Here is a 21,338-nt window from a genome sequence, read left to right as displayed (position 1 = left end):
GCGCTATCGCTCCGGATACGACCGTGGCGTATAGATCCATTCGCGCAGCGCCGCGCCGCGCACCGAGCGCGTGGTTGAAGAACCGATGATGACCGTCGTACGCATATCGACCTCATCCACGCGCAATTCGCCGAGTGTGGTGGCAACGAGCGCCGCACCGGGCCGGCCGATATCGCGCCCAAGCACAACCGGCGTTTGCGGCGTTCGAATGCCGCGGACTACGTCGAGTGCTCGCGCCAGCTGCCAGGGGCGCGCACGCGCAATCGGGTTGTACAGCGCGATGACGAGGTCCGCTGCGGCTGTAAGACGTAATCGGTCCTCGATGATGGACCATGGTTTTAGATTGTCCGACAACGACAGAATGCAAAAATCGTGGCCAAGCGGTGCGCCGGCCTGAGCCGCAGTGGCCATCGCAGCCGATACGCCGGGCACGATGCGCAATTCGACCTTGGCCCACCGCGCATCGTCGGCTTCGTCGAGTGCTTCCAGCACGGCTGCCGCCATTGCGAAGACGCCCGGGTCGCCCGACGACACGATGACGACGGTACGGCCCGCGCTGGCCAATTCGAATGCGTGCCGCGCCCGCTGCATCTCTTCGCGGTTATCGCTGGCATGCACCCGCTGATGATCGCCGAACGGTCCGGCCATCTTTACATAGGTGTCGTAGCCGAGAATGTCGGTCGCCTCGTCGAGCGCCGTCCGTGCGGCCGGCACCATCAGTTCGGCGCAGCCGGGGCCGAGCCCCACGACGCTGAGCCTGCCGCGGCGCTGGCCGAGCGCGGTCGTATCGATGGGCGCGCAAGCTACGCCAAACGCAATACCGCTGCGATGCGCGAACAGGTGATGGTCTACGTGCAGTGCGGCTGCCAGTAATTCATCGGCGGCGAAAATGCGATTGGACGGCGACTGGCTGTTGGCCGCATCGGCAACGAACCGCAGCGGTACGTGCAGGCATGCCGCGGCGTCTTCGAGCAACGGCTCGCCCATGCGATGCGCGGACACCAGTAACGCAGCGAGCGACAGCGGTGCCAGCCGGTGCTCACCCATGGCTTCGAGGATCGAATTAGCAGATGGCGCGGCGTCGTTGCCGATGGCAACGACGATGCTGCGCGGATGAAACACGAGTTCGTCGGCGCATTGATCCGACACAGACGCATACGGTGTGACGCGGATTGCATGTGGGGCAGACGTGTCAAGCGGAAGGCAAACGCCATCGAGCCAAGGCGCGTTGCCTTCAATGCGCGTGCTGGCGCCTGCCAACAAGTCGGATACGAAGCGCTTGCCTTGTGCCAGGCTCGCCAGCGTGTAGCCATCGGGCGGATTCAAAAGGCAAGTGCCGAAGCGCAACTCACCGCTGGTCGTAATGGCCGGTGTTGTCCCGAGCACTTCGCCGATCTCGCGCGCCATTGCGTTGGCACCCGTGAGGCCGCCGAGCAGCGGCACGACGGCGCTGCCATCTTCCGCCAGCGCCAATACGGGCGGTTCGGTGCCCTTATTGGCGAGCATTGTGGCGAGACAACGAATGACGATTCCCGCTGCGCACAGCGCGATGATCGGTGTGCCGCACGCGTAGAGTTCGCGTAAATGTGCGCCGAGTTCGTCATAGGTGCGTTCCGCCGTGGCACGACCCCGCAGCGTATGCACCTGCGCGCCGGGAAGACTGGCTTGCACGCGGCGCGCCACCGGCAGCGCGCTCGCGCCGAGCACGACGATTGCGGGCGGCGGGGTCATCATCCTCGCCATTGCGCCCCCGGCACGACGAGCAGCGAGAAATAAGGCGACGCCATCGGATCGACCTCGGCGAGCGGCACGATCCGTTGATTGGCCATCGTCGCCCGCTCGACATAGAGCGCACGCTGCGCAAGCCCGAGATCGTCGAGCACGCGCCGCACCTTATCGAAATTGCGGCCGAGCTTCATGACGACCGCCGCGTCTGCATCGGCGAGCCGCCGCCGCAGTTCGTCTTCCGACAACACACCGGAGAGCACCGACAGGCTCTGATTGCGATAGACGAGCGGTGCCCCGAGTACTGCGGCGCCGCCGAGCATCGAGCACACGCCGGGCACGACATCGACGTCGAAATGCGGCGCAAGCCGATCGTGCAAGTACATGTACGAGCCATAAAAGAAGGGATCGCCTTCGCAGATGACGGCAACGTCGCGGCCAGCGTCGAGGTGTCCTGCGACGATTGTCGAAGCCGTGTCGTAGAAGTCGGCAATGATCGCTTCATACGATAGCGGCGGTGCGAGCACTTCAGTGGTCACGGGGTAGACAAGCGGCACGCGCGTTTGCGTCTCGCGCAGATAGCCTTCGACAATGCCGAATGCATTGCCCTTTCTTCCCTTTGCGACGAAGTATGCGATGACGGGCGATGCTTCGATCAGACGCAGCGCCTTGAGCGTCAGTAGTTCGGGGTCGCCCGGGCCTACGCCGATACCGTACAGGTGTCCTCGCTTCGCCATTTACTCGGCCTCCGTGGCAAGAGCATTGACGGCGGCCGCCGCCATGGCACTGCCGCCGCGGCGCCCCGTGACGACGACAAACGGTACCCCTCGGCTGTCGGCTGCGAGCATCGCTTTCGATTCGGCGGCGCCGACGAAACCAACCGGAAAACCGAGGATCAGCGCTGGCCGCGGTGCGCCGGCGTCAAGCATTTCGAGCAGATGAAAGAGCGCGGTCGGCGCATTGCCGATCGCCACGACGCTTCCCGCCAGCAGCGGCCGCCAGAGTTCGAGTGCGGCGGCCGAGCGCGTATTGCCGAGTTCGCGAGCGAGCGAGGGCACAGCCGGTTCGCCGAGCGTGCAGACAACGTCGTTTGAGGCGGGGAGCCGCGCGCGCGTGATGCCGTCGGCGACCATGCGCGCGTCGCAGAGAATCGGCGCGCCGTTGGCGAGCGCGGCGCGGCCCGCGGTGCCGGCGTTCGCCGAAAACTGCAGAGCGTCGACGATATCGACCATGCCGCAGGCGTGAATGACGCGCACCGCGAGCTTTTCGAGGTCGGCGGGAATGCGCGAGAGGTCGGCTGTGGCGCGTATCGTGGCGAACGACTCACGGTATATCGCCTGGCCGTCGCGGATGTAGTCAAGCATGCGTGTCAGGGCTCCGGGAGGCTGCGTCCAAGGTCAAGTAATGTGGCGGCTGCGTCGATGGTGACGTCCGCGGCGAGCAGACGGCCGAATCGGCGCGTGGCATCGTCGCGGCTCTGGACCTGCGGGCCCCCGTCGCTTTGGAGCATTGCGCGCTGATACACGTTGTAGCGGCCTTGCGCAACGGCAAGCAGCGTGTAGGAAGCGCAATGCGCGGCGGCACACGAGCGAATGCAACCCGTAAGATGAACGTCGACATTCGCTGGCAGTAGCGGCGCAAGGAAAAGGGCATCGGCCTTTGTATCGGCGTGGCTCTTCGTGCAGCCAGCAGACCCTGCGCAGGCGATCGTACGCGCGAGCGGATGTGAAGCGTCGCGCAGGAAGCCGAGCGCATCGAGGCCCGCTTCGGCCTCCGATACGGCGTGCTCGGCGATATCGGGCAGCAGAACGCTTTGCCAAGGTGTGACGCGCAAGGTGGCGTCGCCATGTTCGGATGCGAGCCGCGCAAGAACACGTAGCGCGGCCGCATCGGTGCGCCCAAGCGGCGGTTGAGCGCCGACGTACCAAAAGCCGGCCGCGCGCTGCGGATGCGCGCCGAAACGCAACGCGGGATCGGCAACGGTTCGCCGCCAAGCTGCGATGCCGGCACCGCGTCGCAACGGAAAGTCGATGCGCTCGCTTGCGCGCTGCACGAATGCTTCGGGTGTTCGGGTGGCGAGCACGTCGCGCATGCGCTTATCATGTGCGCCTGCCAGTTCGAGGAACGTTTCGAGCAGTGCGCGCACGAGCGCGAGCACGTTGTCATGTCGAACGGCCGCCAGCGCGCAGCGCCGTTGCGTCGACGGGTGTCCGTCGAGACCGAGCGCGAACCAGACGTCGCCATTGCTCGGACGCATCGCGCAAAGCCAGATATCGTGGCTGTGATCCAGCACCGCCAGACGCTCGCCGCCGTCAAGCAGCAGCGCAAATTTCGGCGACAGTGCCGCAAAGCGCGGTTCGCCCTCGAGCAATGCAAGAAGCTCGGCGGCACGCGGCCTTGTGTCGTACCAAGCGTCGGCATCGCGGCCCGCGGTTGGATTCAACAGCAGATTGCGCACGTCGTCGGCAGCGGCGAGGGGCGCCCGATCCGCCGTGTGAGCGGCTCGGGCCGCAGCTTTCGGTCCGAGCCCGGCCACTACCAACTGCTCGGTCAGCGCAAGCTCATGGCCGGTTCGCACACCTCGCAATTGCAGATTGGCACGATTGGTCAGCTCGATGATGCCGGACGCATGATCGTCTACCGCGTCGGCAATGGCGAGCGCTTGCCGCGCGCTGAGTTCGCCGCCCGGCAGCTTGATGCGGCAAAGGCCGCCGTCGCGCGCAGCAACGATGCGCGAGAGGCTAGGGCAGGCTACAGGCCGCGAAGGCGAACAGGAAGCGTGGCTCAAGGTTCAACGGAGGAAGAGACGACACGGAACCGGTGCACCCCGCCCGGTGTTGGCTTGCGCGAACGATCTGGCCGGCAGGTCTCCTGGCTCGCAGGTCGCCGCCTGTGCCGGCCTTCCCGATCGATCGGCATCGATCAGATCAGTGGCTTGTTGCGGCACGGGCTCGCTGCATACAGTTGCGGGGGCAGCCACAGCACGACTGTGTTCCCTTTCTCAGCCCCGAAGGGCACCGGCGAAGCGGTATTATGCCTTTTTTCGCTGGGGCCAAGAAGCGGCCAGCTCAAGATGACATATGGGGTTGATCGATTTGAAGCCGGAGGCGGTGCAAGGGCGCCATGGCTGACTGTGGTCGGGATTGGCGAAGACGGATTTGCTGGACTCTCTCGCGCCGCGCGCGGTGCGCTGACGCGGGCCGACGTTATCGTCGGCGGCGATCGCCATCTTGCCATGTTGCCGCCTCGGCTCGCGGCGCGCGGCGAGGCGTGGCCCCGGCCGTTCAACATCGCGCCCGTGTTGGCGCGCCGCGGCAAGCCAGTATGCGTACTTGCGAGCGGCGACCCGATGCTGTTTGGCGTCGGCGCGAGCGTGGCGCTTGCATTGCCGGCTGACGAGTGGTTCGTATTACCGGCCCCGTCGTCGCTCTCGCTGGCGGCATCGCGGCTTGGCTGGCCGTTGCAGGACGTGACGATGCTGTCGCTTGTAGGCCGGCCGCTGGCGGCGCTCGGTGTGCATCTGCATTCGGGCGTACGTCTGCTGGTCCTGAGCCAGGATGGCGGCTCGCCCGCTGCACTCGCCGCGTGGCTGTGCGAGCGCGGCTTTGGCGCCACGCGTATGAGCGTGTTTGAACATCTTGGCGGCACGCGCGAGCGCCGCATCGATGCCTGTGCCGACGCTTGGCCGCCTATCGATATCGCCGCGTTGAACCTTGTTGCGCTCGAATGTCGGCCGGCGCACGACGCGCGGCCGCTGTCGCTCACAGTCGGCTTGCCCGACGATGTGTTCGCCCACGACGGACAAATCACGAAGCGCGACGTGCGTGCCGTCACGCTTGCCCGGCTGGCGCCGGCTCCGGGGGCATTGCTCTGGGATGTCGGGGCGGGTTGCGGTTCGATCGGCATCGAGTGGATGCGGGCACACCCTTCTTGCCGTGCGATTGCGATTGAAGCCGAGCCGCAGCGCCAGCGGCTCATCGAACGCAATCGCGAGGCGCTCGGCGTGCCGGCGTTGCAATTGATTTGCGGGGCTGCGCCGAACGCACTTGCGGGGCTGCCCACGCCCGATGCCGTTTTCATCGGCGGCGGCGTGACGGTGGCGGGCGTACTCGAGGCATGCTGGGCGCGTTTGCGTGCTGGCGGACGGCTCGTCGCCAATGCTGTCACGTTGCAGGGAGAAGCCGCGCTCGTTGCATGGCGAGCGCGCCATGGCGGCACGCTCACCCGCATCGCGCTCGGTGAAGCGTTGCCGCTCGGCGGCTTCGATACGTGGCGTCAAGCGCTGCCGATTACGCTGCTCGATGTGACGAAGCCGTATGAAGACGAAGCCGGCCATGCGTGAAGAAACGCCCGAGCGGTCGCGCCCATTGCGCAGCGGCTATACGACGGGCAGCTGCGCGACGGCCACTTCGCTTGCGGCCGCTCGCTTGCTGCTCGGCGGCATCGCCAGCGAGGTCGCGGAAATTGTGCTGCCCAAGGGGCAACATGTGCCGATGCCGCTCGTCTTTTGTCGTTTCATCAATGGCTATGATGCTGCACAGGGCGCCGAGGCCGGCACGGTGAAAGACGCCGGCGACGACCCCGATGTCACGCACGGCGCCGTGGTATTTGCGCGCGTACGGTTGAGCGCGGTTGCGGGAGTGCGTTTTCACGCGGGCCCGGGGGTGGGCACCGTCACGCGCGCAGGGCTCGTGGTGCCTGTCGGCGAGCCCGCCATCAACCCGGTGCCGCGCGCGATGATGGCCGCGCACTTGGGCGAGCTTGCCGCCGAGTACGGCTATGACGGAGGCTTCGACGTGACGATCGGCGTGGAAGGTGGCGAAGCGCTCGCGCTCAAGACGATGAACCCGCGGCTCGGCATCGTCGGCGGCCTTTCGATTCTCGGCACGACGGGCATTGTCAGGCCGTTTTCGTGTTCGGCCTATATCGCATCGATTCATCAGGGCATCGACGTCGCGCGCGCAAATGGCTACCAGCATATTGCCGCCTGTACCGGCAACGCGAGCGAGGATACGATGCGCACACGCTACGGCCTACCGGACATCGCGTTGATTGAAATGGGTGACTTTGTGGGCGCGGTGCTCAAGCACCTGCGACGCGCGCCCGTCGCACGACTCAGTATCTGTGGTGGATTCGGCAAGCTCAGCAAACTTGCATGCGGCCACCTCGATCTGCACAGCGCCCATTCGAGCATCGACCTCGCGCAGCTTGCTCAATGGGCAGGTGCCGCAGGCGCGGACGACGCATTGCAAGCCGTTATACTCGCGGCCAACACGAGCCAGCAGGCACTGGCATTGACGCATGGGAAGGGCGTGCCGCTCGGCGATATCGTTTGTCGCCATGCACTCGAAGTTGCGCGGAACATCGTGCCGCCGACGATCGCAGTCGAAGTCTTTGCAATCGATCGACAGGGGCAGTTCGTCGGGGAAGCGAAATGACAATGCGTGTATTGCTGCTCGGGGGAACGGGCGATGCGCTCACTATCGCGCGTAGTCTCGACGCCGAGCATGTTTATAGTCTCGCAGGGCTTGCGAGGGTGCCAGAGGATCTCGTTTGCACCGTGCGCGCAGGCGGCTTCGGTGGCAGTGAAGGCCTCGCGCGATACCTTCGTAACGAAGGTATCGGTTTGCTTGTGGACGCTACCCATCCGTATGCCGCGCGGATCAGCGCCAACGCAGCCCAGGCGAGCCGCGCGAGCGGCGTGCCGTATTGGGCATTACCGCGCGCCCCTTGGCAGAAGCGCCCGGGCGACGATTGGCGATACGTCGACGATTGGTCGGCGCTGACCGAAGCGCTGACCGCTTTCGAGCACCCGCTCTTTACACTGGGGCGCGAGCCGCTGCAACATCTCGATGAAATTCCCGCGCATCAGTTATGGACGGTGCGTTGTCTTGATGCTCATCCGGGCAACGCTCGCGCGCGCGTGGTCGGTGCGCGCGGCCCGTTCACACCGGAAGGCGAACGCGCGTTCTTCGATGCGTGCCGCACCGACGTGGTAGTCAGCAAGAACAGCGGCGGCAAAGCGACCGAAGCGAAGCTCGATGTGGCACGGGAGCGCGGCTTGCCCGTCGTGATGCTGAGGCGGCCGTTGCTGCCCGATGCCGATCGCACATTCGACGATCCGCTGGCGTTGCTCGATGCGTTGCAGATGCTGCAGATGCAGATGCCTCGCGAACAGCATGCCTTGTCCGCCCCGAATCGTTAGTATTCCTGAATAAATTAATTAGGTGTCCTCAATTCGATGACAGTTTTTTTTATCGGCGCCGGCCCTGGCGATCCTGAACTCATCACGGTAAAAGGCCAGCGCCTTGTACGTCGCTGCCCCGTTATCCTCTACGCGGGCTCGCTCGTGCCGGCCGCGGTGCTGGAGGGCAATATCGCCGAGCGTATCGTCAACACCGCGGAGCTCGATCTCGACGCAATCGTTGCGCTGCTCGAACAAGCGCACCTCGCCGGGCAGGACGTCGCGCGCGTCCATTCGGGCGACCCGTCGCTTTACGGTGCGATTGGCGAGCAGATTCGCCGCATTCGTGCGCTCGGTATTCCATACGAAATCGTGCCGGGAGTGACCGCGACAGCCGCCTGTGCCGCCTCCCTCGGCTGCGAACTGACGTTGCCGAATATTTCGCAGACGCTGATTCTGACGCGCTACGCCACGAAGACGGCGATGCCCGAAGGCGAGCGGCTTGCCGACCTCGCGCGTCACGGCGCGACGATGGCGATTCATCTCGGCGTGCGGCATTTGGCGCGCATCGTCGACGAATTGCTGCCGCATTACGGTGCCGATGGTCCGATCGCCGTCGTTTATCGGGCCAGTTGGCCCGATGAAGAGCGTGTGACGGGTACGCTCGCCGATATCGTCGAGAAGGTCAGTCGAACCGACATCGAACGCACGGCCTTGATTCTGGTTGGCCGCGTGCTGACGGCGGACGGGTTCGCCGATTCCTCGCTATACGCGAAGGCGTAGCGCGCGCGACCTTATGGGTTGGACGAAATGTGATTGAATGTGGCTTTATTAGCGGCCCCTTGGATTACATGCAGATGATTACCATCCGACGACTTACGCCTGGTGATGCGCCATCGTTCCAATCGCTGCGGCTGAACGCGCTTATCGAGGCACCCGCTTCTTTCGCTTCGAGCTACGAAGAAGAAAAAGATCTCGATTTGGCGATTATCGAAGCGCGATTAGAGGTCGCTCCCGAGCACGGCGTTTTTGGGGCGCTTGTCGGTGAAGAATTGGTGGGCGTGGTTGGGCTCCTGCGGGAAACGAAGCGCAAACGATCGCACAAAGCATTTGCCTGGGGCATGTACGTGGTGCCGGGTCAGCGAGCATCGGGCATCGGCAGAATGCTGATGCAAGAAGCCATCGACCTGGCCCGAGCGATGCCCGGCGTTTCGCAAGTGAATTTAGCGGTGACGGCGAGCAATGAGCGTGCGATCCGGTTGTATCGTTCATTGGGGTTTGAGCCGTTCGGGCAAGAGCCAAACGCGTTACTCGCGGACGGTCGATTGCACGACGAACTTCATATGTGTCTGCAGTTACGATAGCGGCCGCCGCAGCTAATCAGGAAAACACATGCCACGCTACGTTGCATTCTTACGGGGCGTCAGCCCGATGAACGCGAAGATGCCTGAATTGAAACAGTGCATGCAAGTCGCTGGTTTCAAGGACGTGCGAACGCTATTGTCGAGTGGTAATGTCGTTTTCACGACGCGCGCGACAGCCATTGCGACGATCGAGCGAAAAGTGGAAGCGGCCATGATGGAGCAGTTAGGGCGCACATTCTTTACGATTGTTCGTCCCGTTGCCGAGCTGAACGATCTTCTCGCTGCGGACCCTTTCACGGCATTCGATCTGCCGAGCAACGGCAAACGCGTGGTGACGTTTTTGCGCGAACCGCATGCGCTACGTGTTGCACTGCCGATCGAACTCCACGACGCGCGCATCCTCGCATTCAACGGCCGCGAGGCATTCAGCGTTTACGTGCCCGGGCCGCGCGGCCCGGTCTTCATGGCATTGATCGAAAAGACGTTCGGCAAGAACGTCACGACGCGCACCTGGGACACCATCAGAAAGTGCGCAGCCGCATGAAACGAATCACCGTCAGGCTTATTCGTCAGCGATAGTGCTAGCGATAGCGGCCGCAACGTCGCGCCGATAGCCCTGCGTGGCGCGCAGCAAGTTGCGCGTGTAGTTGCTTGCGACGCGCTCGGCGCGTACATCTTCGATCGTCAATTGCTCGACGAGCTCGCCGTTTCGCATCACTGCCACGCGCTGACACAGGAAGCCGACCACCGCGATATTGTGGCTGACGAGTATCATCGTGAGCCCTCGTTGGCGATGCAGTCTGCGCAATAGATTCAAAATCTCCGCTTGCACGGACACGTCGAGCGCGGATGTCGGCTCGTCGAGCAATAACACCCGCGGTTCGAGAATCAGCGCGCGGGCGATCGCAACACGCTGTCGTTGTCCACCCGATAACTGATGCGGATAGCGAAAACGAAACGATGGGCTCAGGCCGACTTCGGCAAGTGCGCGTGCGATTCGCTCGTCGGCATTCGCCATCCGATGAATGGCCAGCGGCTCGCGTAAGGTTTCGTCGACCGTGAATCGAGGGTGCAGCGACGCGTACGGGTCCTGAAACACCATCTGCACGTCGCGCCGAAACGTCCGGTCGAGCTTGCCGGCCACCGGCCGCTCATCGATCGACATCGCACCGCTTGCCAGCGGCACGACGCCGGTCAGCGCGCGCAGCAGCGTGGACTTTCCCGAGCCGGATTCACCGACGAGCCCGAATGCTTCGCCACGATCGATAGCAAAGCTCGCGCCGCGTACGGCGTCTACGTGGCCTGAGCGGGTGGGGAAACGAATCGATACGTCGCGGACTTCGATCATCGGATGACCTCGTTGAGCCAGACGGGATCGCGTGGCAGTACCGGCAGTTCCTCGGGCGGATCAATGAGCGGCGGATTGGCCGCGAGCAGCCCGCGCGTGTAGGGGTGCGACGCATGCACGAGATCCGCCGCTGCGCATGTCTCGACTACACGCCCTGCGTACATCACGGCGACACGGTCGCAAAACGACATCACCAGTGGCAGATCGTGGCTGATGAACATCAAACCGGCGCCATGTCGCGCAATCATCGCATCGAGCACGCCGAGCACCTGCATCGCGACGGCGACATCGAGTGCCGAGGTCGGTTCATCTGCAATCAACAGGCGCGGCCCGGTGGATACCATCATCGCGATCATCACACGTTGCCCCATGCCGCCCGACAGTTCGTGCGGATAGGCGTCGGCGACACGCTCGGGGTCGCGAATCTCGACCGCGACGAGCGCTTCGATGATCCGCTCGCGTAGCGCCTTGGCGCGCAGCTTCGGTTCATGCCGGCGCAATGCCTCGGCCATCTGGCTCGATACGGTCATGACCGGATTGAGCGAGTATTTCGGGTCCTGCAAAATCATGCCCATTTCCGCGCCGCATAGCCGTCGCCGTTCACGGGCGGAAAGCGAAATCAGATCGCGACCGGCAAACCGCATCTTGCGAGCGCCCCATTGCGCACCCGACGGCAGCAGGCCAAGCAATGCGCGCCCGGTCAGTGATTTTCCGGAACCTGATTCGCCGACGATGCCAAGCCGTTCACCGGGCGCGAGCGTCAGCGAAAGATCGCGCACTGCTTCTGTGATGCGTCCGTCGTGGCCGCGAAAGCCGATGCGCAGCCCTTCAATTTCGCACAGAGGCGTGGCGGGGGGAGCGGTAGTGATCGAAGTAGGGGTAGCCATTCAATCTCCGTGGCGCGGGTCGAAGACGTCGCGCAGACCGTCGCCGAGCAGGTTGAATGCGAGACTCACGAGCAGAATAGCGCCGCCGGGCAGCGTGGCGACCCACCATGCGTCGAGCAGCACGTTGCGGCCCGAGGCCACCATGAATCCCCATTCAGGGCTGGGCGGCTGCGCACCGAGCCCGAGAAAGCCGAGGCCAGCGACAGTAAGAACAATGCCCGCCATGTCGAGCGTGGCGCGCACGATGACCGAGGACATGCAAAGCGGCATCACGTAACGCAACAGGATGCGCAGTTCGGAGGCGCCTTGCAGCCGTGCCGCGTGGATGAAATCCGCCTCGGCGATCCGCAGCGTTTCTGCGCGTGCAAGACGTGCGTAAGCAGGCCACGCTGTGATCGAGATGGCCACGACCGCGTTGATGACGCCCGGGCCCAGCGCGGCAGCGAATGCGAGTGCAAGGACAATCTTCGGAAAGGCGAGGGCGATGTCGGTAATGCGCATCAGAATGGTATCGACAGCACCGCGGCAAAAGCCGGCCGTGGTACCGATCAGCAAGCCGATAGGCACGACGATCAATACCACGAGAATCGCAATGCCAAGCGTCAGACGCGAACCGGCGACGAGGCGAGAAAGAATGTCGCGGCCGAGCTGATCGGTGCCGAGCCAATGCGAAGCGCTGCCGGGCGGCAGCAGGCGATCGGCTAGCACTTGACGCAGCGGATCATGCGGCATGATGAGCGGGCTTGCGATTGCCACGATTACGAGCGTGAGCAAAATGGCGAAGCCGATCATGTTCAGTGGGTTGCCGGCAAAGCGGCACCAACGCCGGTAAGCGAGGCCGAGCGAGGCTTGCGAGCGGGACTGCGGTGCGTCGACGAGCAGCCACGCGCGCATCGACGCGCGCGAAGACAGGCTCGGACGATCAGGAGATGAAGCCATGGCGAAAATGCGCTCGCAAAGTGAAAATTCCGCCGGAATCAGCGGGCACGCGGATCGAACACGCGATAAAGCGCATCGGTCAGCAGGTTGACGGTGATGAACATGATGCCGATGATGAGCGTGCTGCCGAGCACCGCATTCATATCCGCATTGAGCAGCGCGCCGGTCAGATAGGATCCGATGCCGGGCCAGGCAAATACGATTTCCGTCAGCACCGACCCTTCGAGCAGATTGCTGTAGGTCAGCGCGATGATCGTCAACAGCGGCACGGCGATGTTGCCAAACGCGTGGCGCCAGATCACACGCGTTTCGGAAAGCCCTTTTGCACGCGCGGTGACGATATATTCCTGTGTCAGTTGATCGAGCATGAACGAACGCGTCATGCGGCTCAGACAGGCGACGGAGTAATAACCGAGGATGGCGGCGGGCAGCGCGATGTGCGAAAGCGCGTTACGCAATACGTCCCACTCGCCGGCAAGTGTGGCATCGACGAGCAGGCTGCCCGTGCGCGCGTCGACCATGCCGTCGTAGAGCGGATCGAGCCTGCCGGGCCCGCTGACCCAATGCAGCTTGGCATAAAAGAGCAACAGCCCCATCAGACCGAGCCAGAACACCGGCACCGAGTTGCCGATGAGCCCGATGAAGCGGGCGAGATGATCGACTGGCCGATTGTGTCGCACGGCGGCCACCACGCCGAGCGGCACACCGATGGCGACACCGATCAGCGTCGCAAGGGTGGCGAGCTCCAGCGTGGCCGGAAAAACGCGCTTGATGTCATCGAGCACAGGATTGGCGCTCAACAGCGAGATGCCGAGGTTGCCATGCAGCACGTCGCGCGCATAGATCAGAAATTGCGTGAGCAGCGGCTTGTCGAGCCCGAGCGCGATGCGTTCGGCAGCGTATGCCTGAGCTGACGCGCGATCGCCGAGTACAGCGAGCACCGGGTCGATCGGCACCTTACGGCCGATGACGAACGTGAGCGCAAGCAGGCCCGCAAACGTAACAGCGAGTGTGAGCGCCCAACGTATCACGCGCAACGTCCAGCGCACACTGGGCCGGCGAGCCGGCAGCGTGCGCAGTGCTTCGAACGATGACGATGACGACGAAACAGGTGCCGACATGATGGACTGTGTCATTGCTTCTTGAGGTTGCGGTACGACACAAGATCGTTGATTGGCCCCACCTCGAGGCCGCTCAGGCCGGGCTTCGTCGCGACCTGTGCGACTTTCTGGAACATGATGACGAACGGTGAATTGGCTAGCAGTTCTTTTTGCATCGCCTCATAGCGTTGCGCCCGTTTTGCAGCTGACGGCTCCGACAGCGCCTGCTCGGTTTCTTTCGTGATTTTCGGAATATCCCAATCGTTGCGCCATGCGAGCATTTTGTAGCTCGATTTGTCGGAGTTATCGGGGTTCCATGCGTAACCTTGCGCATTGCTGTGCGGATCGATGTAGTCGGCCGACCACTCACCGATGTAAATATCGTGCTGGCGCGCGCGGTACTTGGCGAGCGTCTGCTTGTTGTCCCCCGGAATCAATTGCACTTTGACGCCTGCCTGCGCGAAGTTGGCCTGAATGGCTTGCGCGATTTCCGTATAAGGATAGTCGTTGCGCACATCCATCGTCACCGAAAAACCGTTCGGCACGCCAGCTTTCGCAAGCAACGCCTTCGCCTTGGCGACATCGAGGTGATAGGGGTTGGTGTTCAGCGCGCCGAGGAACCCCTCGGGCAGGAACGCTTGATGAACCTTATAGGTCGTCTTGACGATATTGGTTTGAATCCCGCTGTAATCGACGAGCCATTTCAGTGCTTCTTGCACCTCGGGCTTTGCGAGCGTCGGGTTCTTCTGATTGAGACCCATATAAAGCAATGTCACTTGTGGCGATGGCATCACCTTCGCTTTGCCGCTTTTGACGACCGCAGCGAGATCGTCGGGGCTCAGATCGCGCGCTACATCGACGTCACCATTTTCGAGCAACAAACGCTGGCTTGCCGCTTCAGGCACATGACGCAGCACGATACGCTTCATCGCAAGGGGTAAGCGGTAGCCGTCGAAGCGCTGCAGCACGATGCTGTCGCCGGCGGTCCACTTGACGAGCTTGTAGGCGCCCGAACCGGCTTCGTTTGTCTTGAGCCAGCCGTTGCCGAAGTCATTGCCTTGCTGATGCGACAGCAGCAACTTCTTGTCGAGCACCGATGCGGGCCACGAGCCCAGCACGTTCAGCACGAACGTCGGGGCGTACTTCTGATCGGTCGTGACCGAGAGTGTCGTGTCGTCGATCTTCTTGACCTTGTCGAGCACGTTCGCCTTGGTGAGTCCGATGCCGGTGAGCACGGCGGCAGGACCTTTATCGAGCAGGACGGTACGTTGAATCGACCAGGCCGCATCGTTGGCGGTGAGCGGGTTGCCCGAATGGAACTTGAGGCCCGCCCGCAATTTGAACGTGAAGGTCAGGCCATCGGGGCTCACCGTCCACGACTGCGCGACATCGCCGTTGAACTTCGATGGATCGGCCAGATCGACCCGGATAAGCCGGTCATAGGTGTTCGCGACATATTCCTCGGGCACGAGCTCATAGACTTCGCCCGGATCGAGCGTCGTGAATTCGTCGAGCAGCGTGGCCATCACGAGCATGTCTTTCGGCGTGGCGGCCTGTGCGTTGTATGCCGGCATGGCGGCTACAACAAATGCGGCGACCAGCGCCGCGGCGAGCTTGGGCAACAAGGGTTTCATTCGCGCTCCATCGATTGAAAAATCAAAAAACCTCATCGTGCAACTGCAATGCTCACATCAGGCGCCATGGGCCACTCGCTTCGTTGTCGATTTGAGGCAGTGCCCGCGAGCTCGGCAATTCGTAATGCCACCATTCGCTCGGGATATGGGTGAAGCCGGCGGCATGCATGACGCCCAGCAGCATCAGCCGATTACGCTGAACGTGCTCCGGCAAACCTTCATGAAAATGATTCGATGTGGCGACCATTTCGTCGAACCCGGTACCCATGTCCAGCACATTGCCGTCGCGGCCGACGAGTGTCAGGTCGACGGCTGTGCCGCGGCTGTGATTCGAGCCACGGCCGAGGTCTGCGACGAAGTTGGGGTCCGGCAGAAAGTCCCACAATACCTGTTGCGCCTGCGGTGGACGATACGCGTCGTAGATGCGAAGCCGTGTGCCGATTTGCGCGGCGATGGCGACGGCCCGGCGCAGCGCGCTTTCCGCCGGCTCGAGCAGCAGGCAGTGCGCACGCCGATAGATCGGCCGGCCGGTCAGATTGCGCTCGGTAGCATAGACGAGATCGATTTCAACATCATGTGTGTGTGACGTGATTTCGACGAGGCGGTGGGTGGTCATGGTACGAACAGTATGTTAAGGCTCGAACTGATTCAGCTCGTGTTGCAGCTCGCGGTTACGCGCAATGCGTTCGTCGATCGCGGTACCGAGCCGATCGACGACAGCCGTAATCAGCAGATTGAATAAACAGGTGAGCGGCGCGAGCGAATCCCAGAACTGACCGACGTCCGTTTTTACCTGGAGCAGATCGCATGGAATGTCGCGTGCCCACGGGCAGTAAAGATCGGTGACCAATGCAAAGCGCACGTTGCGTTCGAGTGCGGCCGCACAGTATTGACGCGCCACGCGCGAGTACGCGCGCGTATCGGTGACGATGCAGTAGGGGGCGGCGAATTCGGAATTGAGTGAATCGATATACGAGCCGGACATTCCGTCCGAATAGAACACGCGCGGACGCAAGTATTCGAGGTAGCTGTGGAACGCGTTGCTGATGCCGCGCGTCGACTGAATGCCGAGGATGAAGACGGCGTCCGCCTGCGCGATGCGTTCGGCTACTTGCGCGAAAGCGGGGCTCTCGGCGAGCCGATAGACATGTCGAATGGCGTCCAGTTCGCATTCGAGCGCGTGTTCGAGCGCGATTGTTGCATGGTGTTCTCCGTCTGACCCAACGGGCACGAAGGCACCCGCACCGGCGTTGCGACGATAGGCATCGAGACGGTCGGTGATCATCCAGGGACGCTCGCTGCTGCCGCGCAGCTCGCGTTTGAGATCGTCGAGATTCCGATAGCCGACACAGCGCAAGAAGCGACCTACCGAAATACCGCTTGCGCCCGTTTGCTGTGCGATTTGATCCGCCGTTTCAAGGCCCAGCCGATCCAGATTCGCGAGCATGTAGCTCGCGATGCGCTTGCCCGTGGGCGTCAATTCGGCAAAGCGGGCTTCGACAGTCTGGGCGAAGGTGGACGACATCGGCGGCAAATGTTAGATAGTTGTCTTATGGTGCGTGCTTGTCATCTATCTAACGAAGCCAAAAAAATTGGCGCCAGCTAAAAGAAACTATGGATTCATAAAATCGATAGGACTACTAACGAAGTAACTGAGCGGGCGCATTCTTTCGTGGCAGCCGCGAAATGTTCGCGCCATTCGAGAGTCGACGTCTAACTCGAAAGGCACTTACTTAAGCCTGTGGAGCGTGTCCATATTTTCGGACGTGCTCGCGTGCGATGTGACGAGGCTCGCCACCACCCGCATCTACGACCGGCGGAAAAGCCGGCCCGAAGATTCGCCGACCTTCAAGGTGGCTTATTAGCCGAATCTCTGTTTACCGAAGACCAATGCGCGAACGCACCCGAGACATGGAAGAGGCCGGTTTTCGTTCGACGCCCCGCTCTGCGAAGGGATCGCGGCGAATGCAGACTTTGTCCTCAGGCAAGGCGCGGGGCGTCGGGAATTGCAATCGCGGCGTTGTTCCTGCTTCATTCGACGCCATATGCAAACCGCTCGGCCGAAGCGCGGTCGCGAGGCGACGCATCTTCGACATGTTACTCGTGTCAACCGCAGTGGCGTCCGCACGAGTTCTGGCGACGGCAGTGAATTCGGTGGTGTCGTCGGCGAAGTGAACAAAATTCGAAACTTTGTAGCAGAAGGTTATCGGAGAGACGGCCATAGCGAAGACGAGTCTCAGGCTGCGGCGGATGCAGCGGTGGGTAAAACAGACCCTGCGACCAACTTCTCCGCGCGACGTTTCGATCTGAGCGGTCTGGCAACCGCACTTTGGCTCAAGCGTTCATCGGAAGCGCAGTCGAGTGGCGCAGGGAACGTCCTGCGGCCAAAGACGAGCGGCTTTTACCCCTCGCTTCACGTGACCGGAGATGGCGCTGCGGCACATCGATGCTGATCGCGCGAGCCGATAGAAAACGAGGTTTGAGGCGCAGCGGAACAGTTGTGCAAAAAAAGCCATAACCTCTCGGGCATTCGCGTGAAACTGCATGACGAGATCTTCCACTGCGATCGCCCGGTGCTGGCCGACGTCGATGCGAATCCGACCTACTGTTACCTGCCGGCGTTTCGTCTTACTCTCGGCAAGTTGACAACGTCTTGCGCGATGATGCGGAAGAGAAGCAGCTTGCATGATGAATTTTTCGCAGAGCGAAGCAGAGCAGCCCCATAGGCAACGCCAAATGCGCCGTGCACGCTGCGGTGTCTCCTCCAATCATTGCGGCACTCGCTATGTGATCGATTACTTTAACCGGGTGATTCGCTAACGCGCGCGACGCGATTTCGTAAGCCTGCTGATGGGGGCGATGGACGATCGATCCAGGTCGACGGATGGACCAAGGTCGACCGCGGCTTGAACGCAAGCTGCCGCAGCCATTGCCGGTAGCCGTCTACCACGTATCCGCCGTTGCGCCGCTGATACGCATCGGCGCGGCTTTGATAGACAACCCCCAATGCGTACCATGGCACCCCTGGAAGGTGGTGATGAACCGCATGAAAATTATTGTTAAGGAATAGCAGCCGCCAGGGCAATGCCGCATGGTTGACGACCGTTCTGCAAGCTGGGTCCTGATGATAGCGATGTTCCCGAAACGAACGAATCGATGCAATGCACAAAGCCGGATATCCGACGCCACCGATCAAGAGCGGAACAGGAATGCCGCAAATCACCTTGAGCCAGGCAGCGAGCTTGGCAAGCGTCAGAAAATGTACGACCCATATCGACGCCTCCGCAAAGTCGCCATTGCTGATCCTGCGCCAACTATCTTGCGCGGTCGAGATGAGACTGAATGCCGGCCCGATCAGGACGTGACCCACAAAGGTGCTGCGAACGACGAACAGCGTCCGCATAAGCAGATTGGTCCGCTGCCAATCGGCTGCGCTGACGAAGAGGCTTTCCGGATCGAGTTCGGGATGGGTCAGTTCTGATGCAGCGTGATGTGCGAGATGCGAGCGTCGATAGATCTCGTACGGAAACCACACAGCAAGCGGCGCGTAACCAAGCAGCGCGTTTAGCCAGGGCAGGCGGGTGGGATGCCCATGAATCAGTTCATGCTGCAGCGACATGTACCACGCGCTTATGACGGACAGTAACGAAGCGGTTAGCGGAAGCCCCAGGCTTCGCGCGTGAATTGCGATGCCGAACCATGCGCCGTAGACGGCTCCAAGCAGCAGCCACGTTGGCCATTCGGTTCGCCACGTCAAGGACCTTCGCAAAGTATGAAGCGTTTGGCGCTGCAGTTCGTCGAAGTAAATGGACGCGCCGCTGACCGGGAGGGGCTCAGCGGCTACTCGGCCGCCGATCGCGCCAATGCATGCATCGCCTTGTGTCATCGCAGCCTCCGGCATACGCAATTAATGTTGAGCGGAGCCTATCGTTTATGTCGATGCTTCGAGGAGGGGCGAGCGAAGTGATTTCCGTAGCGGCGAACCCGCTATGGTTGTGCGTTGGACACACGTGCTCTACTGCACAGCCTCCATTGCACGTTTACGAAATCGCTTCATTTTCGGTGGGGATTTGTCGAGCTAAGCTGCATTGGCGACGTGCGAACGAGGTCGCCGAGCGGACCGCGACGATACAGTCGATCACCCGTCCGCCATGACAGAGCCTGGGCACCGACAGTCTGGATATCGTGGAACGCGAGGCCGAGTTGTGTCTGCCCCTTTCACTCTGTAAGTGACTCCGAAGATCCGGAAAGAAAGCCGAAATAACGAAAACGGTGGCGCAGGAGTTCATGGCAGGATGCGACGAATCTACGCTCATCCGCATATGCTTGCTGGAGGAAATTCACCTGCTCGGACTGCCTCGCAAAGGGAACCGGCTACTGCGTTCGAGAAGGAACTCCGCGATGGGCTTGGCCAACAATAGCCATACCGACCCTCGGGGGCGGCCCACGCCAAGAACGACATGCCAACCATCAACCCTGACATTCCGCTTTGGGCGCGAGAAACGGTTGGTCTCTCGATCGAGGATGCCGCCGTGGCGCCGCATCTCGGCGGCGCACGCATCTGCGGTCCAGATGCGCTGAAAGCGCTCGAGCGTGTCACCACTCATCGCTTTCTCGGCTTCAGCCGAAATGGCACCGCGTGCTCTGGCGCGGTCGTCATGATTGCCCTTGGGCGCACCGGCCTACTGTCCGCAAGCTCAACGAAAAATGATTGAAGCAAACGCGCAATCACGAGCGTCGCCTCAGCGAGCGCGAACTGTGCGCCTATGCATACTCGCGGCCCTGTGCCGAATGGTAGGTAGGCGAACTGGGGTGCTGCCGGTGCGTTGGGCAAAAAGCGCGAAGGATCGAATGCATCCGGATTCTGCCAAAGCCGGCGATGGCGGTGCAGCACCCACGGACTGATCATGACATGCGTGACCCCGCCTGATGATCAACTCGTCTATCTGATCCGGCTCGACGCACCGACGCACCAGCATCCACGCCGGAGGGTAAAGGCGCAGCGCTTCGTTGATCACCGCCCTCGTGTATGGCAGCGCGTCCAACGCCTTGCCCGCGGCAGCCGAACTCAAATCGACATCGCGTACTTCCGCAGCGACCGCTTCCTGTTCCGCGGGGGCGCTGGCAAGTAGATAGATCGACCAGAACAGCGTGAGCGCCGATGTCTCATGGCCGGCCACGATCATCGTGCCAACCTGGTCCCGCAATTCGGCCCGATTGAACGCCGCGCCACCCTCGGGGTCGCGTGCGGCGCATAACAGGTCGAACAGATCGCGAGGTTCGTCGTCATTGGGAGCCCGTTTGGGCATGTCGGCGCAAACGCTGCGCAACTGGGTAAAGGCCGAGGCATCGGGCAAGCTGAATGGAGCTGAAGCGAAGCCGGTGACGCCGGAGCAAATGGAGCTCTCGCGTCTGCGGGCAGAAAACAAGCGCCTGCAAATGGAGCTTGAGATCGCAAAAAAGCGCGGCATACTTCGCGAAGGACCTGCTGTGAGGTATGCCTGGATCGACCGGTAGGTCGGGCAATATCCGCTGTCCTCGCTGTGCTGGGTGTTGTCGGTTAGTGTGAACGGTTATCGCGCGTGGAAGCGCGGCGGCACGCCGGGACGAGCGCGACTGACGGACCCCCAATTGCTGACGCTGATTCGGACGGTGCACGCCGCGGTCAAGGGCGCCTATGACTCGCCGCGCATGACCGAGGAAATCCGTGAACGCGGCTTTCCGAAGTGGTGGCTGGCCGATCAAGCCGCGCATGACGACGGATCTCATGACAGACGCGCTGACGATGGCTTGGTTCCGTCGTCGTCCTGCACCGAGCGCGCTGTGCCATTCGGATAGGGGCAGCCAGTACGAGAGCCATGAATTCCAGCGCAAGCTGGTCAGCTATGGCATGCGTTGCTCAATGAGCCGGAAAGGAAATTGTTGGGACAATGCCCCGACGGAAAGCTTCTTTAACAGCTTGAAGAACGAACGGGTTCACGCCACGCGCTACCGTGGTGGAATTCGTTCGGCAGGCCTGTTTGCGTTAAAAATAGATAGTTGCGTACGCAACCAAATGCGGCGCCTACCCTGTCAAACAAAGCCCTTTTCAAGCGCTTCCGAGTAGTTGCCAGAATTGACGTGGTGCTGGGCCGTCTCACCCAACGTTTTGTCGTCA

At 62.0% G+C, this 21,338-nt stretch carries 20 protein-coding genes, 2 pseudogenes and 1 riboswitch; of the genes and pseudogenes, 8 read left to right on the top strand and 14 right to left on the bottom strand.

The genetic code is table 11. The features are described from left to right. Nucleotides 1–3: 3 nt before the first annotated feature. The 4 genes from cobJ to cobG are packed head-to-tail and all read right to left on the bottom strand — an operon-like array spanning nucleotide 4 to nucleotide 4,513. Nucleotides 4–1,731, bottom strand: a complete 1,728-nt coding sequence (cobJ, locus tag ACSQ20_RS21075; RefSeq protein ID WP_436023876.1) for a precorrin-3B C(17)-methyltransferase — start codon at nucleotides 1,729–1,731, stop codon at nucleotides 4–6. Then, complete coding sequence (locus ACSQ20_RS21070) at nucleotides 1,731–2,462, bottom strand: precorrin-2 C(20)-methyltransferase (protein WP_436023874.1); 732 nt, start codon at nucleotides 2,460–2,462, stop codon at nucleotides 1,731–1,733. Before ACSQ20_RS21070 ends, cobJ begins: the two co-directional genes overlap by 1 nt. Next, complete coding sequence (locus tag ACSQ20_RS21065) at nucleotides 2,463–3,089, bottom strand: precorrin-8X methylmutase (protein WP_436023872.1); 627 nt, start codon at nucleotides 3,087–3,089, stop codon at nucleotides 2,463–2,465. Between the two features lie 5 nt (nucleotides 3,090–3,094). Next, nucleotides 3,095–4,513, bottom strand: a complete 1,419-nt coding sequence (gene cobG, locus ACSQ20_RS21060) for a precorrin-3B synthase (protein WP_436023870.1) — start codon at nucleotides 4,511–4,513, stop codon at nucleotides 3,095–3,097. A 56-nt stretch (nucleotides 4,514–4,569) separates the two neighbouring features. Beyond that, nucleotides 4,570–4,762: riboswitch (cobalamin riboswitch) on the bottom strand. A gap of 36 nt (nucleotides 4,763–4,798) precedes the next feature. Here cobG and cbiE point away from each other — a divergent pair. The 6 genes from cbiE to ACSQ20_RS21030 all read left to right on the top strand — a co-directional run bounded on the left by cbiE (nucleotide 4,799) and on the right by ACSQ20_RS21030 (nucleotide 9,817). Further along, the gene (gene cbiE, locus ACSQ20_RS21055) at nucleotides 4,799–6,067 is read left to right on the top strand and encodes a precorrin-6y C5,15-methyltransferase (decarboxylating) subunit CbiE (protein WP_436023868.1); all 1,269 of its coding nucleotides are present in this window, start codon (nucleotides 4,799–4,801) and stop codon (nucleotides 6,065–6,067) included. Continuing rightward, the gene (locus ACSQ20_RS21050) at nucleotides 6,060–7,163 is read left to right on the top strand and encodes a cobalt-precorrin-5B (C(1))-methyltransferase (protein WP_436025781.1); all 1,104 of its coding nucleotides are present in this window, start codon (nucleotides 6,060–6,062) and stop codon (nucleotides 7,161–7,163) included. The genes cbiE and ACSQ20_RS21050 overlap by 8 nt, the downstream gene beginning before the upstream one ends. After that, a complete protein-coding gene (locus tag ACSQ20_RS21045) occupies nucleotides 7,160–7,930 on the top strand; it encodes a cobalt-precorrin-6A reductase (RefSeq protein WP_436023866.1) in 771 nt (256 codons plus the stop codon). Before ACSQ20_RS21050 ends, ACSQ20_RS21045 begins: the two co-directional genes overlap by 4 nt. A gap of 36 nt (nucleotides 7,931–7,966) precedes the next feature. Then, a complete protein-coding gene (gene cobM, locus ACSQ20_RS21040; RefSeq protein ID WP_436023864.1) occupies nucleotides 7,967–8,692 on the top strand; it encodes a precorrin-4 C(11)-methyltransferase in 726 nt (241 codons plus the stop codon). Between the two features lie 68 nt (nucleotides 8,693–8,760). Continuing rightward, on the top strand, nucleotides 8,761–9,273 hold the full coding sequence (locus tag ACSQ20_RS21035) for an N-acetyltransferase family protein (RefSeq protein WP_436025779.1): 513 nt from the start codon (nucleotides 8,761–8,763) through the stop codon (nucleotides 9,271–9,273). A 28-nt stretch (nucleotides 9,274–9,301) separates the two neighbouring features. After that, nucleotides 9,302–9,817 carry a DUF1697 domain-containing protein gene (locus ACSQ20_RS21030; RefSeq protein ID WP_436023862.1) on the top strand — a complete coding sequence of 172 codons (516 nt, stop codon included), beginning with the start codon at nucleotides 9,302–9,304 and terminating at the stop codon, nucleotides 9,815–9,817. An 18-nt stretch (nucleotides 9,818–9,835) separates the two neighbouring features. Here the strand turns inward: ACSQ20_RS21030 and ACSQ20_RS21025 are convergent, their stop codons facing one another. The 8 genes from ACSQ20_RS21025 to ACSQ20_RS20990 form a co-directional block, all read right to left on the bottom strand. Continuing rightward, a complete protein-coding gene (locus ACSQ20_RS21025; RefSeq protein WP_436023860.1) occupies nucleotides 9,836–10,621 on the bottom strand; it encodes an ABC transporter ATP-binding protein in 786 nt (261 codons plus the stop codon). After that, nucleotides 10,618–11,508, bottom strand: coding sequence for an ABC transporter ATP-binding protein (locus tag ACSQ20_RS21020; protein ID WP_436023858.1), 891 nt, complete (start codon nucleotides 11,506–11,508; stop codon nucleotides 10,618–10,620). The genes ACSQ20_RS21025 and ACSQ20_RS21020 overlap by 4 nt, the downstream gene beginning before the upstream one ends. Next, the gene (gene nikC, locus ACSQ20_RS21015) at nucleotides 11,509–12,447 is read right to left on the bottom strand and encodes a nickel transporter permease (RefSeq protein WP_436023856.1); all 939 of its coding nucleotides are present in this window, start codon (nucleotides 12,445–12,447) and stop codon (nucleotides 11,509–11,511) included. 38 nt (nucleotides 12,448–12,485) lie between these two features. Continuing rightward, nucleotides 12,486–13,568 (bottom strand): ABC transporter permease, encoded by a 1,083-nt coding sequence (locus ACSQ20_RS21010; RefSeq protein ID WP_436025777.1) that lies wholly within the window; start codon nucleotides 13,566–13,568, stop codon nucleotides 12,486–12,488. 11 nt (nucleotides 13,569–13,579) lie between these two features. Further along, nucleotides 13,580–15,181: an ABC transporter substrate-binding protein gene (locus tag ACSQ20_RS21005; protein ID WP_436023854.1), complete on the bottom strand. Its 1,602-nt coding sequence runs from the start codon at nucleotides 15,179–15,181 to the stop codon at nucleotides 13,580–13,582. Nucleotides 15,182–15,233: 52 nt separating this feature from the next. Beyond that, on the bottom strand, nucleotides 15,234–15,797 hold the full coding sequence (gene ddpX, locus ACSQ20_RS21000; protein WP_436023852.1) for a D-alanyl-D-alanine dipeptidase: 564 nt from the start codon (nucleotides 15,795–15,797) through the stop codon (nucleotides 15,234–15,236). Nucleotides 15,798–15,812: 15 nt separating this feature from the next. Continuing rightward, on the bottom strand, nucleotides 15,813–16,706 hold the full coding sequence (gene sapR, locus ACSQ20_RS20995) for a sap1 transcriptional regulator SapR (protein WP_436023850.1): 894 nt from the start codon (nucleotides 16,704–16,706) through the stop codon (nucleotides 15,813–15,815). A 1,275-nt stretch (nucleotides 16,707–17,981) separates the two neighbouring features. After that, nucleotides 17,982–18,938, bottom strand: coding sequence for a fatty acid desaturase (locus tag ACSQ20_RS20990; protein ID WP_436025775.1), 957 nt, complete (start codon nucleotides 18,936–18,938; stop codon nucleotides 17,982–17,984). A gap of 703 nt (nucleotides 18,939–19,641) precedes the next feature. Between ACSQ20_RS20990 and ACSQ20_RS20985 the strand changes: the two genes are divergently transcribed. After that, a complete protein-coding gene (locus ACSQ20_RS20985; protein WP_436025923.1) occupies nucleotides 19,642–19,896 on the top strand; it encodes a hypothetical protein in 255 nt (84 codons plus the stop codon). Here the strand turns inward: ACSQ20_RS20985 and ACSQ20_RS20980 are convergent. Together ACSQ20_RS20980 and ACSQ20_RS20975 are read right to left on the bottom strand one after the other, a co-directional pair. Next, a complete protein-coding gene (locus tag ACSQ20_RS20980) occupies nucleotides 19,785–20,090 on the bottom strand; it encodes a cytochrome P450 (RefSeq protein ID WP_436023848.1) in 306 nt (101 codons plus the stop codon). The two genes, ACSQ20_RS20985 and ACSQ20_RS20980, sit on opposite strands and share 112 nt — an antisense overlap. Nucleotides 20,091–20,160: 70 nt before the next feature. Further along, nucleotides 20,161–20,490 (bottom strand): annotated as a pseudogene (locus tag ACSQ20_RS20975) (cytochrome P450); the annotation flags it as partial. Here ACSQ20_RS20975 and ACSQ20_RS20970 point away from each other — a divergent pair. After that, nucleotides 20,399–21,176, top strand: a pseudogene (locus ACSQ20_RS20970) (DDE-type integrase/transposase/recombinase); the annotation flags it as partial. The pseudogenes ACSQ20_RS20975 and ACSQ20_RS20970 sit on opposite strands and share 92 nt — an antisense overlap. Nucleotides 21,177–21,338 lie beyond the last annotated feature (162 nt).

The organism is Trinickia sp. LjRoot230 (assembly GCF_964253315.1).
Taxonomy (GTDB): domain Bacteria; phylum Pseudomonadota; class Gammaproteobacteria; order Burkholderiales; family Burkholderiaceae; genus Trinickia.
The sequence above is the reverse complement of the archived record's forward strand: the minus strand, read 5'-3'. Positions and strand labels throughout refer to the sequence as shown.